This window comes from Phytomonospora endophytica (assembly GCF_014202425.1).
In the GTDB taxonomy this organism is placed as follows: domain Bacteria; phylum Actinomycetota; class Actinomycetes; order Mycobacteriales; family Micromonosporaceae; genus Phytomonospora; species Phytomonospora endophytica.
Genome location: NZ_JACHGT010000009.1, coordinates 170,960 through 185,541, shown reverse-complemented (window position 1 = coordinate 185,541; position 14,582 = coordinate 170,960). Strand labels below are relative to the sequence as shown.

The window sequence follows — 14,582 nt, the reverse complement described above, 5'->3', positions numbered from 1 at the left end:
GAGGGCAGGGGGTGGACGAATACCGTGTCGCGAGACTATTGGGTCGGCGCAAGCATCGGGTCCGTAAGCTGTGCGGGCCGCGCCTCAGTCGCGGTGGAAATCGGTGCGAAGGAGGCCGACGGTGAATCGCAGACGAGTCCTGTCGGCATTTCTCGCCGCCGCGGCGGTTCCCGCTCTCGGGGCGTGTACCGGTGAGCCGGTGGCGAATCCGTCCCCGTCGTCGAGTGAACCGTCTCCTGTGGACGGTGTGGTCTCGGTGGTGGAGAAGGGTTTCAGCGAAGGCGATCACGGCGGACAGCCGACGGTCAGCTACGGCGTGGTCGTGGAGAACACCGGCGGCGGGACCGCCTACCTGACCGGAATCTCCATCCGGCTGCTCGACGCGGCCGGGAAGCCGATCGGCGAGGTCGGCGGCGGTGCCGAACGCACCCGTGACATCGGCGTGATCCTCCCCGGGCATCGCGCGGGCATCGGCTACGGCGCCTTTCTCGAACGCGCGGGCGTCGCGTCGATCGAGGTGACCGTCCTCGGTACACAGTGGACACCGCTGGGCGACGGCACGACCCGGCCCGCCGAACTCACCGCGACCTGGCGCTCCAGCGAGCGCGATGACGACGACGACCTCACCGTGACCTTCACGGTCGACTCCGCCTACCCCGCCCCGATCGACGGTGTCACCGCCGAAGCCGTGCTGCGCGACGCCGCCGGCGCCGTGGTCGGCGGGACCGGGCCGGCGTCGAGTCGGCTGACCACGGTCGCACCGGGCGAGTCCACCGGGTCGATCAAGGAGACCGGCCCGCTGCCGTCCGATGTGGACGACGCCCGCACCGAGATCCACCTGTACCCCAGGAGGCTGCTGTGAGCCGCTTGAAGGACCTCCTCGACCGCATGGTCGTCACCGTCCGCTCCCCGGACAACATGATCAAGGCCAGGCTCTACGAACAGAAGCGGCTCCAGGTCGCCTTCCGGCCCGGCGCCTACGAGCGCTACCGCGCCGACCGCCTGGAACACCAGCTCTCCCGCCTCGGGACGCTCATGTGGACCGGCTACCGCCGCGGTTACTACGCCGCCCTCGGCGAGGTGACCGGCCGCGCCCACGACCCCTCACCGCGACGCGCCACCTGGGACCCCAACCGCCGCCGCTTCCAGGAGGAACAGGCCACCACGCCCTTCGAGGGCGCCTCTCCGAGCGGACTCGTCCGCGTCACCAACGTCGGCATGATGGACTGGCGCGTCACCGTCGAACCCGAGGCCCTGAAACTGCGCGACGAGCACGGCTTCGCCGACGAACTCGCCGCCGCCGGCCGCTCCCTGCTCGCCGACTACCGGGTCAAGACGGTCGTGATGAAGGACGAGCACTATCGACTGGCGATCCCCGACTGGATGCGGCTGCCGAAAGGCACCTTCCGCGAAGGCCGCGACTAGGCGCGGGAGCCTCGCCACAGCCACTCATGACGCTCGACGGCGGGTGCACGCCGACCTGCGGCAGGCGGTCGCCGTCGACGTTCACCGACACGAAACGCCGGCCGGGCCGGGGATCCGGGGATCGCCGTCCCAGAGGGCAAAGGGAGAGGCCGGGACGCGAATCCCGGCCTCTCGTGTTCGGGTCAGCGCTTCTCCAGCGCCGCCAGCTGTTCGGCGAAGGGCACGACGGTCTCCTCGGCGGGAGGCGCGACGGCGGCCCGTCCGCGCATCAGCGCGGCCAGTTCCCCTGCCGCGCGGTCGATCCGGGTCGGCAGGGTGTCGGTCAGCGGATCGCCGGAACCGCCCCAGTCCTCCGAGGCCGCGTACACGGCCGTCGGGACGACCACCGCGCGCAGGTAGGCGAACAGCGGCCGCAGCGCGTGCTCCAGCGCCAGCGAATGCCGTGCCGTGCCACCGGTCGCGGCTGTCAGCACGGGCGTGCCGGTCAGCGCGGTGTTGTCGAGTACGTCGAAGAAGGACTTGAACAGTCCCGAGTACGACGCTGAGAACACCGGCGTCACCGCGATGAGCCCGTCGGCCCCCGCGACGGCGTCCAGCGCCGCCTGGAGCCGCGCGCCGGCGAAGCCGGTGACCAGGTTGTTGGCGATGTCGACGGCCAGATCCCGCAGCTCGATCAGCTCCACCTCGGCCTCGGGCACCAGCGCGGTGGTCGCGGCGGTGAGCCGGTCGGCGAGCAGCCGGGTCGAGGACGGGACGCTCAGGCCCGCCGATACGACGACGAGTCTCATCTACACCTCCTGGGCGTTCGCGGTCGCGAGACCGGCGGTGTTCCGGGCGGCCAGCAGCGACGCGTGGTTCGGCGCGTCGGGCACCTCGGCGGGACGGCCCTCGGCGAAACCGGCGCGCAGGGCCGGCAGGATCTCCCCGAGGAGGTCCATCTGCTCCAGCACGGTCTTCAGCGGCAGACCGGCGTGGTCGACGAGGAAGAGCTGGCGCTGGTAGTCGCCGTAGGTCTCACGGTAGGACAGGGTCTTGTCGATGACCTCCTGCGGGCTGCCGACGGTCAGCGGCGTCTCGGCCATGAACTCCTCCATCGACGGGCCGTGCCCGTAGACGGGCGCGTTGTCGAAGTACGGGCGGAACTCGCGGACGGCGTCCTGGGAGTTCTTGCGCATGAAGAACTGCCCGCCGACGCCGACGACGGCCTGCGAGGCGGTGCCGTGGCCGTAGTGCTCGAAGCGCTGCCGGTAGAGGTTGATCAGCTTCTGGAAATGCGTGCGCGGCCAGAAGATGTTGTTGGCGAAGAAGCCGTCACCGTAGAAGGCGGCCTGCTCGGCGATCTCCGGCGAGCGGATCGAGCCGTGCCACACGAAGGGCGGCACGCCGTCGAGCGGCCGGGGCGTCGAGGTGAAGCCCTGGAGCGGCGTGCGGAAGCGGCCCTCCCAGTCGACGACGTCCTCGCGCCACAGCTTGTGCAGCAGCGCGTAGTTCTCGATGGCCATGGGGATGCCCTGGCGGATGTCCTTGCCGAACCACGGGTAGACCGGACCGGTGTTGCCGCGGCCCATCATCAGGTCGACGCGGCCGTCGGCGAGGTGCTGGAGCATCGCGAAGTCCTCGGCGATCTTCACCGGGTCGTTGGTGGTGATCAGCGTCGTGGACGTCGACAGGATCAGCTTCTCGGTGCGCGCGGCGATCCAGCCCAGCATGGTCGTCGGCGAGGACGGCACGAAGGGCGGGTTGTGGTGCTCGCCGGTGGCGAAGACGTCGAGGCCGATCTCCTCGGCCTTGAGCGCCATGGTGACCATGGCCTTGATCCGCTCGTTCTCGCTCGGCTCGCGGCCCGTGGTCGGGTCCGGCGTGACGTCACCGACCGTGAAGATACCGAACTGCACGGCACTCACCCTCTCCTAATTGCTGACGTGTCAACATCGCCTCCAACGCTAGCCTGTCCCGGCCTATTCCGGCGACCCGGGCCGGGTGTCCTGCGGCACTTTCCCGCCGTGGGCTGCCCGGACGTCCCGCGCGTCATGAAGGAGACCTACGAGACCGCCGAGCCGGATGAAACTTTTCTCGATCCAGCTATGGTCCACGCCACTTGATCTTTGCTATAACGGTTGCCTCACAAGGGACAGCGTTCGTTGTCCGCCTGAGGAAAGGAAGCCCGCATGCGCAAAATCCTTGGCATCCTCGGTACCGCGGGGGTCGCCGCCGCGGCCCTCGTCGCCACCGCCGCGCCCGCCCAGGCCGCCGGTGCCTGCACCCTCGTCCAGAGCGAGATCTACAACGGCGCGAACATCATCCAGTACGTCCAGGGCCTCGAAGGCTGCGCAGGGGACGTCTACTGGGAGGTCCAGAGCCAGAACACCGACGGCTCCTACTCGGTGTGGGAGAGCGGCACGACCTACTACGACAACGAAGAGGTCACCCGCACCGGCGACGTCGATTTCCCGTGCCTCATGCGGGTCCACGCCGAGTTCGGCTCCCAGTCGAAGACCACGGCCACGGTCCGCAACAACAACTGCGGCGGCGGCTGAGCCCAGGCGTGTGACGCCCCACGGGTGACGTGACGCCCGCCGCCGGGGGAGCGGCGGCGGGCTCGGGCCGGCCGCGACAACGGCGGACCCGCCCCCGAGCGAACCGGGCGGCGTGAACCGGCCCCACGGCGAAGGCCCGGCCATTTCCCACGGCCGGGCCCTTCCGAAGTCGGTATTACTTCTTCTCGGCGCTCTCGCGCTCGTCGGTCACCTTCGCGTCCACCGGCACGTCGAAGCTCGCCGCGTCGGCGGTCTCGACGTACGACACCAGGAACATCTTCACGTCGACGCCGTCCACGGCACCCTCGAAGCTCCCGACGACCCCGCGGTCGGTCACGCAGGTCTCGAAGCTCTCGGCGGCCGCGTCGGTCAGGCCCGTGACCTTCGCGCAGGTCGCGTGCTCGCCAACGAGCGTGTCGTCGCTCTGCTCGATCGACGCGCCGGCGTTCAGCGCGGCCTTGGTGAGCAGGCCGAGGATGGTCTGGGCGGGCAGGAAGCCCTCGTCGCCGACCGCGGCGATCGCCGCGGTGTCCAGCGGTGCCGCCGACTCCAGGGGCTCGACGAGCGTGCAGTCGCGGTTCTCGCAGGTCAGCTCGAACTCGGGCGTGCTCACGTAGCGGCCACCGGCGAACAGGAAGGCGTCGCGGTAGGGGTCCGGGGTGTGCACGACGGTCACGGTCCCGCCACCGGTCACCTGGTACGTGGCGGTGTAGGAGCGCGTCGTGCCCTCGTCGACCTTGCTGGCCATGCCGTCGACGACGCGACCCTGGTCGATGACCTCCTGGGCGTCGCCGGGCGTCGAGCACGCGGTCGTCGCCGCGAGACCCGCCGCGACCAGCGCGGCCACGGCCACGCGGCCTGCCGCGCGCCGGTACTTCATCCGGATTGCCAAGTCCGGGCCACCTCCCAAGGCGCAGCCGCGTCGGCTGCCAGGCCACCCTACTCGGCGGGGGCCATACCCCACGGCGTGCCCCACAAGGGCCCTTCACCGGCTCGAACTAGGCTCGTCTCGCGACAGTGTCGTCGGCGCGGACAACCACGGATATAAGGAGTAACGAACGTGGCGGGCATCAGCAACATCTCCGCCCGGGAGATCCTCGACTCCCGCGGCAACCCCACCATCGAGGTGGAGATCCTGCTCGAAGACGGTACGACGGCGAGCGCGGCGGTGCCCTCGGGCGCTTCGACGGGCGCCTTCGAGGCCGTCGAGCTGCGGGACGGCGACGAGGACCGCTACGGCGGCAAGGGCGTCTTGAAGGCCGTCGACAACGTCGACGAGCAGATCGTGGAAGAGCTGCTGGGCTACGAGGCGAGTGAGCAACGTCTCATCGACCAGGCCATGCTGGACCTCGACGGGACCGCCAACAAGGCCAACCTGGGCGCCAACGCCATCCTCGGGGTCTCCCTCGCGGTGGCGCGCGCGGCCGCCGAGTCGGTCGGACTGCCGCTGTACCGCTACCTCGGCGGACCCAACGCGCACCTCCTGCCCGTCCCGATGATGAACATCCTCAACGGTGGCGCGCACGCCGACACCAACGTCGACGTGCAGGAGTTCATGATCGCGCCGATCGGCGCGCCGAACTTCACCGAGGCGGTCCGCTGGGGCGCCGAGACCTACCACGCCCTGAAGTCGGTGCTGAAGAAGAAGGGCCTTGCCACGGGCCTGGGCGACGAGGGCGGTTTCGCGCCCGAGCTGGCCACCAACCGGGCCGCCCTGGAACTGATCGCCGAGGCCGTCGGCAAGACGGGCCTGACCTTCGGTTCCGACATCGCCGTCGCGCTCGACGTGGCGGCCACCGAGTTCTACGCCGACGGCGTCTACCAGTTCGAGGGCGCCAAGAAGACCGCCGAGGAGATGACGGCCTACTACGAGCAGCTGGTCGCCGACTTCCCGGTCGTGTCGATCGAGGACCCGCTGTCGGAGGACGACTGGGCCGGCTGGGCGGCGCTGACCGCCTCGCTCGGTGACAAGATCCAGATCGTCGGCGACGACCTGTTCGTCACCAACCCCGAGCGCCTGCGCCGGGGCATCGACGAGCGCTCCGCCAACGCGCTGCTGGTGAAGGTCAACCAGATCGGCACGCTCACCGAGACCCTCGACGCCGTCGACCTCGCCCACCGCTCCGGCTTCACCACGATGATGAGCCACCGCTCGGGCGAGACCGAGGACACCACCATCGCCGACCTCGCCGTGGCCGTCGGCAGCGGTCAGATCAAGACCGGCGCCCCGGCCCGGTCGGACCGCGTGGCCAAGTACAACCGGCTGCTGTGGATCGAGCGCGACCTGGACGACGCGGCCCGCTACGCCGGCGCCTCGGCCTTCCCGCGCTTCTCGGCCTGACCCGATCGGTCTCACCCGCCGCTCTCCTGCGGCGGGTGAGACCATGGCCACGCCCCGAATACGGGTACCGTCGACGCGTGGCAGCACGTCGTAGACCCAGTGGGCAGGGCCCGGGCACCGGCAGACCCCGGAAGCCCCGCCGCGGCACCGTACGGCCTGGAACGACCCGTCGGACCAGCGCCACCGGTGAGACGGCGAAGTCGACGCCGACCCCGCGGATCCGGCCGCCGCGCAGCCGCCGCATGAGCGCGCGCACGGCGATCCTGGCGCTGGTGCTGTCGGCGCTCGCGCTGGCCTACGCCTATCCGGTGCGGACCTACTTCGGGCAGCGCGCCGAGATCGAGGCCCTCGAAGCGCAGCAGGCCGCCCAGCGGGACCGGATCTCGGTGCTGGAGGCCGAGCGGGCCAAGTGGGAGGACGACGAGTACGTCGCCACCCAGGCGCGCATCCACCTGCTGCTGGTGCGGCCGGGGGAGAAGCCGCTGATCATCATCAGCGACCCGGAGGGCGCGGCGAAGGACGCCGGGGAGCCCTACGAGGAGCCCGCGCCGGACGCGGGCAACTGGTACGAAGAACTGTGGTCGAGTGTTGACGGCGCCGACGGCGCCGGTTGAACAGGGCGGATTGAACGAAGTTGAGCTTGAGCGAAGACGACCGGCGGGCGGTGGCGGCCCAGCTGGGTCGCCCGCCCCGTGATGTCCACGAGGTGGCGCACCGCTGTCCGTGCGGGAACCCCGACACGGTGGCGACGATGCCGCGCCTGTCGGACGGCACGCCTTTCCCGACGCTGTACTACCTGACGTGCCCCAAGGCGTCCAGCGCCGTCGGGCGCCTGGAGGCGGCCGGGGTCATGAAGGAGATGCAGGAGCGTCTCGCGGAGGACCCGGAGCTGGCCGCGCGGTACCTGGCGGCGCACGAGGACTACCTCGCGCAGCGGGCGAAGCTCGGCGAGGTGCCCGAGATCGACGGGATCTCCGCCGGGGGCATGCCGACGCGGGTGAAGTGCCTGCACGTCCACCTTGGACACTCGCTCGCCGTCGGGCGCGGGGTGAACCCCTTCGGGGACGAGACCCGTGACCTGGTCGGCGAATGGTGGGCGGCGGGGGCGTGCGTCGCGCCGGACGCGGACGGGACGGACTCGACGGGGGAGAGCGCGTGAGGGTCGCCGGGATCGACTGCGGGACGAACTCGATCCGGCTGCTCGTCGCCGACATCGAGGGCGATTCGCTGACCGACGTGGTCCGCCGCATGGAGATCGTGCGCCTCGGCGAGGGCGTCGACAGGACCGGACGGCTGTCGGACGCCGCCCTGGAGCGCACCCGCAAGGCGCTCACCGACTACGCCGCGCAGATCGCCGGCCTGGGCGCCGAGCGCGTCCGGATGGTGGCGACGAGCGCCAGTCGCGACGCCGCCAACGCCGACGAGTTCACCGCGATGGTGACGGGGATCCTCGGTGTCGCACCGGAGGTCATCACCGGTGAGGAGGAGGCCGCGCTGTCCTTCGGCGGGGCCGTGCGCGGTCTGCCGGCCGACGTCGAGGCGCCGTTCCTCGTCGCCGACATCGGCGGCGGCTCGACCGAGCTCGTGCGCGGCTCGCGGTCGGTCGACGCGGCCCGCTCGGTCGACGTCGGCTGCGTGCGGATGACCGAACGCCACCTGCACGACGATCCGCCGACCATGGCCGAGATCGAGGCCGCCACCGCCGACATCGGTGCCGCGATCGACACCGCACTGGCCACAGTGGACCCCGACCACGGCGCCCGGACCCTCGTCGGCCTCGCCGGTTCGGTCACGACCGTGACGGCGCTCGTCCTCGGCCTTGAGGACTACGACTCCACCCGCATCCACCACGCCCGGATCTCGTATGCCGACGTGGTCCGCGTGACCGAGGAACTCCTCGCCGAGACCCGCGCCGAACGCCTCGCCCACGGCGTCATGCACCCGGGACGCGCCGACGTGATCGGCGCGGGCGCGCTGATCCTGCGCGTCCTGATGGAGCGGTGCGGTGCCGAGGAGGTCATCGCGAGCGAGCACGACATCTTGGACGGGATCGCTTGGAGCGTAGCGGGTTAGGGGCGGATCTCCAGCCCGGTGAGCCCCTCCGTCCCGGCCAGTACCAGCAGTTCTCCCGCGAACACCATCCCGCCGACCCCGCCCGCCTCGGCGGTGACGATCCGGCGCCGTGCGGCCAGATCCCACACGGTGACGGCGTCGGCGTGCGCGGCGGCGAGGACGGGCGTGCCGTCGAGGGCACCGACGGCGAAGAGGCGGGCGGGGCCGACGTCGGAGGCGTCGAGGGACGCGACGGGCGCGCCGTCGAGGACCCGGCGCAGGCGGATGCGGCCGGTGGGGTCCCAGGCGACCAGGGCGGGCCGTCCATTGAGGACGGTGACGGCCGCCGCGGTGTGGTCCTGGTCGGCGTCGAGGTGCCAGGCGCGGCCCACCGGACCACCCGTCTCCAGGTCGAAGGCGGCGACCAGCAGGGCCTGGTCATCGTCCTGGTCGTAGTCGCTGAAGGTGCCGACGACGGCGGCCCGCCCGTCGGCCTCGAAGGGCAGCAGGGCCTGGGCGTAGACGTCGGAGACCGACTCGATCGAGAACGTGTGCCGCAGCGTCCGAGCGCCCAGATCCCAGGCGTGGCCGCTGGAGCCCCACTCGTTCCCCACGACCGCGACCAGGCGGGCGCCGTCGGTGCTCGGGACCAGACCGCTGACGTCGAGGTAGTACTCGGTGAACGCGTCGTCGGCGATCGGGTCTCCGGCGGGTTCGCCGGTCGCCGCGTCCCGCACCAGGATCGCGCGGCGCTCGACCTCCTCCTCGTCGACGGTCCCGTCGAGCCCGTAGGCCGCGACCAGGGTGCGATCGCCGACGTCCACCGCGGTCAGCGTCTGCGTGTCGCCCGGACCGGCGAAGGGCTCGCCGACCGGTGTGCCGTCCGGGCCGTGGACGTGGATCAGGTCGTCGCGGTCTACGGAGACGACGCGCCCATCGGTCGTGAGGGCCGGGTGGAACAGGCCGCGCTCGTGCTCGACGCGCCAGGCGATCACCCATCTGCCCGCGCCCCGGTCGACGACGCGGGCCGCCTCCGAAGCGGGCTCCCCGGGCCGCGCCGCGGGCGCCGGCAGCGGGTGCGTCTCGCGGTCGGTGTGCACGTCGAGGACGGCGATCCCGTGCTCGGTGCCGACGGCGAGGCCGCCGTCGGGCAGCACCGTCAGCGTGCGGACCGGCACGCCGAAGGCGATCTCGTCGACACGCACGCCACCCGCCCACAAGGACAGGGCGGCATCGTCGGCGACGGCCAGCCACATCCCGCCGGGCGCGGGGATCTCGGCGACCGAGCGCACGGTCATGCCGCGTCCGGGCAGGGGGTCGCCGACCGCCTCGCCGGTCGACGGATCCCAGAAGTGCAGGGTCCCGTCGTCCTCGGCGGAGACGACCCGGCCGTCCGACAACGCGCACGGGACGCGGTGCTCGGACACCTGTGCCAGCCGCGCGCCGACCGGTTCCAAGGTGGCGGCGTCGAAGAAGACGAGCGCGCCGTCGTCGGTGCGGCAGCCGATCCAGCAATCCCCGTCCGGCCGCGAGACGTAGACCGACGAGCGGATCCGTCCCTCGGGTGAGGTGATCGCGGCGGTCCGTGCACCGGTCAGGGGGTCCCAGATCCGCATCTCGGGCTCGGCGTCGACGCTGCGGTGAAGGTACCCGACCCGAGACAGGAGGCGGTCGGTCCCGTCGGGCATGAGCGCGTGCGCGACGAAGGGGGCGTCCAGTGTCGCGAGCCGTTCGCCGGTCGCGGGATCCCAGACGCGCGTGCCGGAACGGCGGTCGGCGACGAGCACCCGGCCGTCGGCGAGCGCGAAGGCGCGCTGCATCGTGTCGACGTTGTCGGGCACGAAGGCGCCGAGCCTTTCGCCGGTCCGGACGTCCCAGCGGCGTACGCCGTACATGTCCACGGCGGTGAGGGTGTCGTCGTCGGCGGCGATGGACCACACGACGAGCCGGTGCCCGACGGGTGCGGCGTTGGCGGCGTCCCACAGCCACACCTGCTGGCCGGTGGCGGCGGCGATGAGCGTGCGGCCGTCGGGCGTCCCGGTCGAGGTGAGCGCGTAGGTGAGGCCCTTGCCGTTGAGGAGGACGCCGCCGTCGCAGGCGCCGGTCGCGGGGTCCCACAGCAGGATCGCGTCGTCGTCGCTTCCGGCGGTGACCGTCCGGCCGTCGGGCAGTGCGCCGATCGCCGAGATCCCGCCGGTGACGGCCTTCCGGCCGCCGTGGTGGTTGTCGCCGTCGCGGAGGTGCGCGCCCGTCGCCGGGTCCCAGAACCGTGGGCGGCCGCCGGGCCCGCTGGTCACGAGCAGTCCACCGGCGGTGCTCGCCACGTTGCCGGAGTCGCCGAGCTCGGTGGTGCGTTCCCCGGTCGTGACGTCCCAGGTGGTGGTCGATACGTGGTAGGCGCTGGCGGTGAGGAGCACGCGGCCGCCGCTCGCATGGACCGCGAGGCCCGTGACCGAGCCGTCCGGCAGAGTCAGTTCGCGGACGATGGTGTTCGTGCGCGGATCCCACAGGCGTACGCGAGTGCCGCCGCCGAGGGCGACGAGGTGGCCGCCGCCGGTGGGGACGACCGCGAGGGCCCGGACGTCGTCGCCGTCGTCGAACTCGCCGAGGATCCGTCCGGACAGTGGTGCCCAGATCCGGACCAGGCCGTCGGAGCCGCCGGAGACGAGCAGGTCGCCCTCGTCGGAGGGCAGGGACGCCAGGGCGTGGACCCCGTCGGTGTGCGCGGCGAAGGGCGCGCCGAACTGTTCGCCCGCGAGGGGATCCCACAGCCGGACGTCGCCGTCCTCGCAGCCGGATGCGAACAGTGGCCGCCCGCCGGGGAGCGTGAGGGTGGTCAGCGCGCGGACGTACGCGCGATGCCCGGCGAGGAGGGTGAGTGCGGCGGGGTTCCGGGCGTTCGCCCATCGCGGCGTCCACAGTGTCCGGTCGTTGACGGTGGCGGGGCCGAGGAGCGCGATCAGGCGTTCGTCGCGGGAGCGCATGCTCACGATGACCCGCACGCCCGGTTCGGCGGCAAGGCGCCGGGCGACCGTGCCCGCGACGCCCGCCGGATCGTTCGCGGCGGCGAGGTCGTGGAGCGCGATGGTGACGTCGCCGCCGTCGCGCCGGGCGAGGGCGGCGGCGAGTTCGGCGGTCCGGTCGCAGGGCGGCAGACCGAGCCCGGCGGCCAGCGCCTTTACGCAGCCGGCGACCGTCAGGCCGGTCAGGTCGAGGCCCGGCCGGCCGGTCACCGCGACCGTTCGCTCCGCCGCCTTCGCGTCCCCGATGAGGATGTAGAGCCCGCCGCCGGACTCCGCCAGCCAGGTGCCGATGCGTCGCATCGGGCGATCCTAGGGGGAGGGGGCGACAGGACCGTCCACTGTGGTCACCCCTGCGCGAACATCCCCGCCAGACCGCAGGCCCCGTGCAGGAAGAAGGTCAGCCGCCCGTCGAGGAAGTCGTCCCATGGGTCGCCGAGGTCGATCTGCGCGATGTAATCCATCGTCCGGCCGCAGTCCGGGCAGGCGGGATAGCGGGCGTCGTCGCGCCAGACCGGCAGGCCGCCGATCGCCGAGCCGCCGGGGAAGCGCCCGGCGGGCTCGCCGACGGCGAGGCGGGCGGTCGGGGGATCGGCCTCCTCGCCGGCGCCCGAGGGGCTGTGCGGTGACCGGCGGCAGCTTCCGTCGGGCGCGACCTCGCGGTAGATCACGTCGGCGGTGAAGTCGCAGCGGTGGCAGACGTCGACGCGCAGGCGGCCGTGCCAGGCGGTGTGGGCGAGTGCCTCGGCGACTTCCGGGGACGCGGTGTCGACGTCAAGCGCGGTCCACAAGGGACCATCGCAGTCGTGGCAGGTCTCGCCTTCGGGGATCTGCGGGCCGTCGACGGTGTGGAGCGAGTAGCCCGACGGTGAGCACAGTTCGCGCGGTTCGTCGACGTCGAGTTCGCGGCCGCCTTCGCGCAGGTAGTGGGCGGGTGCGACGAGGAGTTCGCCCGCCCGCGGTGGCGGGTCGTCCCGCCAGTGCAGGAATGCGGCGGCGGTCTCGGGGCCGGACGACTGGACCAGCGCCATGAGCAGGTGGTTCAGATCGTCGTCCGGGTCGCCGGCGTCGATGCGGTCGATGAGCGCGCGCCGGGCCGCGGTGTCGGCCGCGCGGAACAGGGTCGCCGGGTAGACCACGCCCGCCGCGATCAGGCGGGGGAGGAACGGTGTGAGGCGTTCGGGCGCGGTCTCGGCGAGTTCGTACAGGTCGCCGTCGCGGCGCCGGATCGCCCGCGCGATCGGCTTTTCCAGGTCGTCGCCCATGCGGGGAGGCTAGCCCGACCGCATCCCGTCGAGTCGGTCGGCGGCCTCGCCGAGCCAGCGCAGGATCGTCGCGCCGTCCTCGCCGGCGGTCTCGGCCAGGACGCCCTCGGTCGCCGCGACCGCCTTGCTCGCCAGGCCGAGCCGGCGTTCGCCCTCCGCGGTCAGGCGGGCGCCGAGTTTGCGGCCGCCCTCGGGATCGGGCGTGCGCGCGAGGAGTCCGGCCTGCTCCATGGCCATGACGATGCGGATCATCGTCGGCGGGGTGACGAAGGTGCGGCGGGCGAGTTCGGCGTTGGCGATGCCCGGGTCGGCGGCGAGCAGGCAGAGGACGGCGTACTGCGGTGCGCTGAGACCGAGTGACGCCAGGTTCTCGTCCATGCGCGCCCGCAGTGTCTTCTGCAGCCGGTTGAGGGTGTAGCCGAAAAGGTGCGAAAGCACCTCGCCGAGACCCGTGAGATCGCCGTCTCATTCGAGCCGCACCTATACCGGGTCCGCTCGGTCCACGCCCGCCCCTGACCTCGACGGACGCACCTTTCCGGACGGTGATCGCCCGCGACGGGGCGATCCGCCCGTCGCGCCCGCCTCACAAAGCGGCGCGCCGCCTCGTCGAAACGAGCGCACCTCTAAAGAAAGGACGTCACCATGCCGACATCACCGGCGCGGACGACCTCCCGCATGCCCAACCCCATGCGCTTCGTCCCGAACATGGCCGCCGCCGCCCAAGCCCTGCACGGCGTCGTCGACACCGGCGTGCTCCCCGACACCACCGTCAAGTTGATGTGCCTGCGCGTCGGTCAGCTCCTCGGCAGCGACTACTTCACCGTCCGCGACACCGCCGACCTGGAGAACTCGGGCGAGACCCCGGAGCGGATCGCGGCCGTCGCCGACTGGCGCGCGGCCACCTGCCTCACCGACGCCGAACGCGTCGCGCTCAAGCTCGTCGACGCCGTCCACACGCCCAACCCCGACGGCGAGCGCGTCTCCGACGAGCTCTACGCCGAGGCCTCCGCGCACTACGACGACGAGGCCATGTGGTCCCTCGTCCTCGTGATCGGCCACATGGGCTTCTTCGCCCCAGCCGCGCTGATCGCCAAACCGATCCCCGGCATGCCCCCCGGCCAGAACTACCGCGACTGACAACGGGAAAGGAGGACACCGAGCATGAGTACCACCACCACCTTCGCCGTCGCGGGAGCGACCGGGCGCCTGGGACGTCATGTCGTCGACGTGCTGACCGAACGCGGGCACGAGGTCGTGCCGATGTCACGCGCCACCGGCGTCGACGTCATCACCGGCGACGGCCTCGTCGAAGCCCTGACCGGCGTCGACGTCATCATCGACTGTGCGTCCCGGCGCGGCCCGGACCAGGAAGCCGCCGCCGAGTTCTTCCGCACGGCCGCGCGCAACATGCACGAAGCCGGCTGGAAGGCCGGGGCCGGCCTCATCGTCGTCGCCTCCATCATCGGCGCCGACAAGGCCACCACCGGTTTCCTCGCCGCCCAGCAGGTGCACGAGGAGGCACACCTGGACGCGTCCCTGCCCGTCCGGGTCCTGCGGGCCGCGCAGTTCCACGAACTGGTCGGGCAACTCCTGGAATGGCGGCAGGGCGACGTCGCCCACGTACCGGCACTGCCCAGCCGGCTCGTGTCCGCCCGGACCGCCGCCGAAGCGCTCGCCGACCTGGCCACGGACCCCGACGCGCCCAATGGCCACACTCCCGGGACGCCCTTCCCGGAGATCGCCGGACCTCGCGAGGAGACCATGTCCGAGGTCGCCGAGCTCCTCGGCACCCGCATTGGCGTGCGGGTCGTCCCCGTGGACGCCGCCGCGTTCCCCGACGGCGACCTCGCCGCCGAGGGCGCGTTCCTCCCCGGACCGCACGCCCGGCTCGCCGGTCCCGGCTTCCGGGAGTGGCTCGACGCCCAGGCCTGACAGGACACGA

Annotated in this window: 15 protein-coding genes; 9 read left to right on the top strand and 6 right to left on the bottom strand. The window is 72.0% G+C overall.

Annotation, left to right across the window (positions count from 1 at the left end; translation table 11 throughout):
- The first annotated feature begins 121 nt into the window (after positions 1 to 121).
- The gene (locus HNR73_RS21555; RefSeq protein WP_184789372.1) at positions 122 to 862 is read left to right on the top strand and encodes a hypothetical protein; all 741 of its coding nucleotides are present in this window, start codon (positions 122 to 124) and stop codon (positions 860 to 862) included.
- The gene (locus HNR73_RS21550) at positions 859 to 1,425 is read left to right on the top strand and encodes a YbaB/EbfC family nucleoid-associated protein (RefSeq protein ID WP_184789371.1); all 567 of its coding nucleotides are present in this window, start codon (positions 859 to 861) and stop codon (positions 1,423 to 1,425) included. The genes HNR73_RS21555 and HNR73_RS21550 overlap by 4 nt, the downstream gene beginning before the upstream one ends.
- A gap of 182 nt (positions 1,426 to 1,607) precedes the next feature.
- On the opposite strand, the gene HNR73_RS21545 is transcribed toward HNR73_RS21550, so the two are convergent.
- Entirely contained in the window at positions 1,608 to 2,213 is a 606-nt protein-coding gene (locus tag HNR73_RS21545) for an FMN reductase (RefSeq protein WP_184789370.1), read from the bottom strand.
- Positions 2,214 to 3,320: an LLM class flavin-dependent oxidoreductase gene (locus HNR73_RS21540; protein ID WP_184789369.1), complete on the bottom strand. Its 1,107-nt coding sequence runs from the start codon at positions 3,318 to 3,320 to the stop codon at positions 2,214 to 2,216.
- 273 nt (positions 3,321 to 3,593) lie between these two features.
- Between HNR73_RS21540 and HNR73_RS21535 the strand changes: the two genes are divergently transcribed.
- Positions 3,594 to 3,962: a hypothetical protein gene (locus HNR73_RS21535; RefSeq protein WP_184789368.1), complete on the top strand. Its 369-nt coding sequence runs from the start codon at positions 3,594 to 3,596 to the stop codon at positions 3,960 to 3,962.
- A gap of 175 nt (positions 3,963 to 4,137) precedes the next feature.
- On the opposite strand, the gene HNR73_RS21530 is transcribed toward HNR73_RS21535, so the two are convergent.
- A complete protein-coding gene (locus HNR73_RS21530) occupies positions 4,138 to 4,854 on the bottom strand; it encodes a hypothetical protein (protein ID WP_184789367.1) in 717 nt (238 codons plus the stop codon).
- Positions 4,855 to 5,022: 168 nt separating this feature from the next.
- Between HNR73_RS21530 and eno the strand changes: the two genes are divergently transcribed.
- From eno to HNR73_RS21510, 4 genes are all read left to right on the top strand, one after another.
- A complete protein-coding gene (gene eno, locus HNR73_RS21525) occupies positions 5,023 to 6,303 on the top strand; it encodes a phosphopyruvate hydratase (RefSeq protein ID WP_184789366.1) in 1,281 nt (426 codons plus the stop codon).
- A 242-nt stretch (positions 6,304 to 6,545) separates the two neighbouring features.
- Positions 6,546 to 6,917, top strand: a complete 372-nt coding sequence (locus HNR73_RS40005; RefSeq protein ID WP_239122054.1) for an FtsB family cell division protein — start codon at positions 6,546 to 6,548, stop codon at positions 6,915 to 6,917.
- 20 nt (positions 6,918 to 6,937) lie between these two features.
- Positions 6,938 to 7,462, top strand: a complete 525-nt coding sequence (locus tag HNR73_RS21515; protein ID WP_184789364.1) for a DUF501 domain-containing protein — start codon at positions 6,938 to 6,940, stop codon at positions 7,460 to 7,462.
- Complete coding sequence (locus HNR73_RS21510; RefSeq protein WP_239122053.1) at positions 7,459 to 8,376, top strand: Ppx/GppA phosphatase family protein; 918 nt, start codon at positions 7,459 to 7,461, stop codon at positions 8,374 to 8,376. The genes HNR73_RS21515 and HNR73_RS21510 overlap by 4 nt, the downstream gene beginning before the upstream one ends.
- Here the strand turns inward: HNR73_RS21510 and HNR73_RS21505 are convergent.
- The 3 genes from HNR73_RS21505 to HNR73_RS21495 are packed head-to-tail and all read right to left on the bottom strand — an operon-like array spanning position 8,373 to position 13,078.
- On the bottom strand, positions 8,373 to 11,678 hold the full coding sequence (locus HNR73_RS21505; RefSeq protein WP_184789362.1) for a WD40 repeat domain-containing protein: 3,306 nt from the start codon (positions 11,676 to 11,678) through the stop codon (positions 8,373 to 8,375). The genes HNR73_RS21510 and HNR73_RS21505 overlap by 4 nt on opposite strands.
- 44 nt (positions 11,679 to 11,722) lie before the next feature.
- Positions 11,723 to 12,640: a hypothetical protein gene (locus HNR73_RS21500; protein WP_184789361.1), complete on the bottom strand. Its 918-nt coding sequence runs from the start codon at positions 12,638 to 12,640 to the stop codon at positions 11,723 to 11,725.
- 9 nt (positions 12,641 to 12,649) lie between these two features.
- Positions 12,650 to 13,078 (bottom strand): MarR family winged helix-turn-helix transcriptional regulator, encoded by a 429-nt coding sequence (locus HNR73_RS21495; RefSeq protein ID WP_184789360.1) that lies wholly within the window; start codon positions 13,076 to 13,078, stop codon positions 12,650 to 12,652.
- A gap of 204 nt (positions 13,079 to 13,282) precedes the next feature.
- Between HNR73_RS21495 and HNR73_RS21490 the strand changes: the two genes are divergently transcribed.
- On the top strand, positions 13,283 to 13,777 hold the full coding sequence (locus HNR73_RS21490; RefSeq protein ID WP_203686026.1) for a carboxymuconolactone decarboxylase family protein: 495 nt from the start codon (positions 13,283 to 13,285) through the stop codon (positions 13,775 to 13,777).
- A gap of 24 nt (positions 13,778 to 13,801) precedes the next feature.
- Complete coding sequence (locus tag HNR73_RS21485; protein WP_184789359.1) at positions 13,802 to 14,572, top strand: SDR family oxidoreductase; 771 nt, start codon at positions 13,802 to 13,804, stop codon at positions 14,570 to 14,572.
- Positions 14,573 to 14,582: the final 10 nt, after the last annotated feature.

What these genes read in the sequence shown, in the direction of transcription:
- HNR73_RS21545 (WP_184789370.1), bottom strand. Translation starts at nt 2,213, where the DNA reads ATGAGACTCGTCGTCGTATCGGCGGGCCTGAGCGTCCCGTCCTCGACC.
- HNR73_RS21535 (WP_184789368.1), top strand. Translation starts at nt 3,594, where the DNA reads ATGCGCAAAATCCTTGGCATCCTCGGTACCGCGGGGGTCGCCGCCGCG.
- HNR73_RS40005 (WP_239122054.1), top strand. Translation starts at nt 6,546, where the DNA reads ATGAGCGCGCGCACGGCGATCCTGGCGCTGGTGCTGTCGGCGCTCGCG.
- HNR73_RS21505 (WP_184789362.1), bottom strand. Translation starts at nt 11,678, where the DNA reads ATGCGACGCATCGGCACCTGGCTGGCGGAGTCCGGCGGCGGGCTCTAC.
- HNR73_RS21500 (WP_184789361.1), bottom strand. Translation starts at nt 12,640, where the DNA reads ATGGGCGACGACCTGGAAAAGCCGATCGCGCGGGCGATCCGGCGCCGC.
- HNR73_RS21490 (WP_203686026.1), top strand. Translation starts at nt 13,283, where the DNA reads ATGCCGACATCACCGGCGCGGACGACCTCCCGCATGCCCAACCCCATG.
- HNR73_RS21485 (WP_184789359.1), top strand. Translation starts at nt 13,802, where the DNA reads ATGAGTACCACCACCACCTTCGCCGTCGCGGGAGCGACCGGGCGCCTG.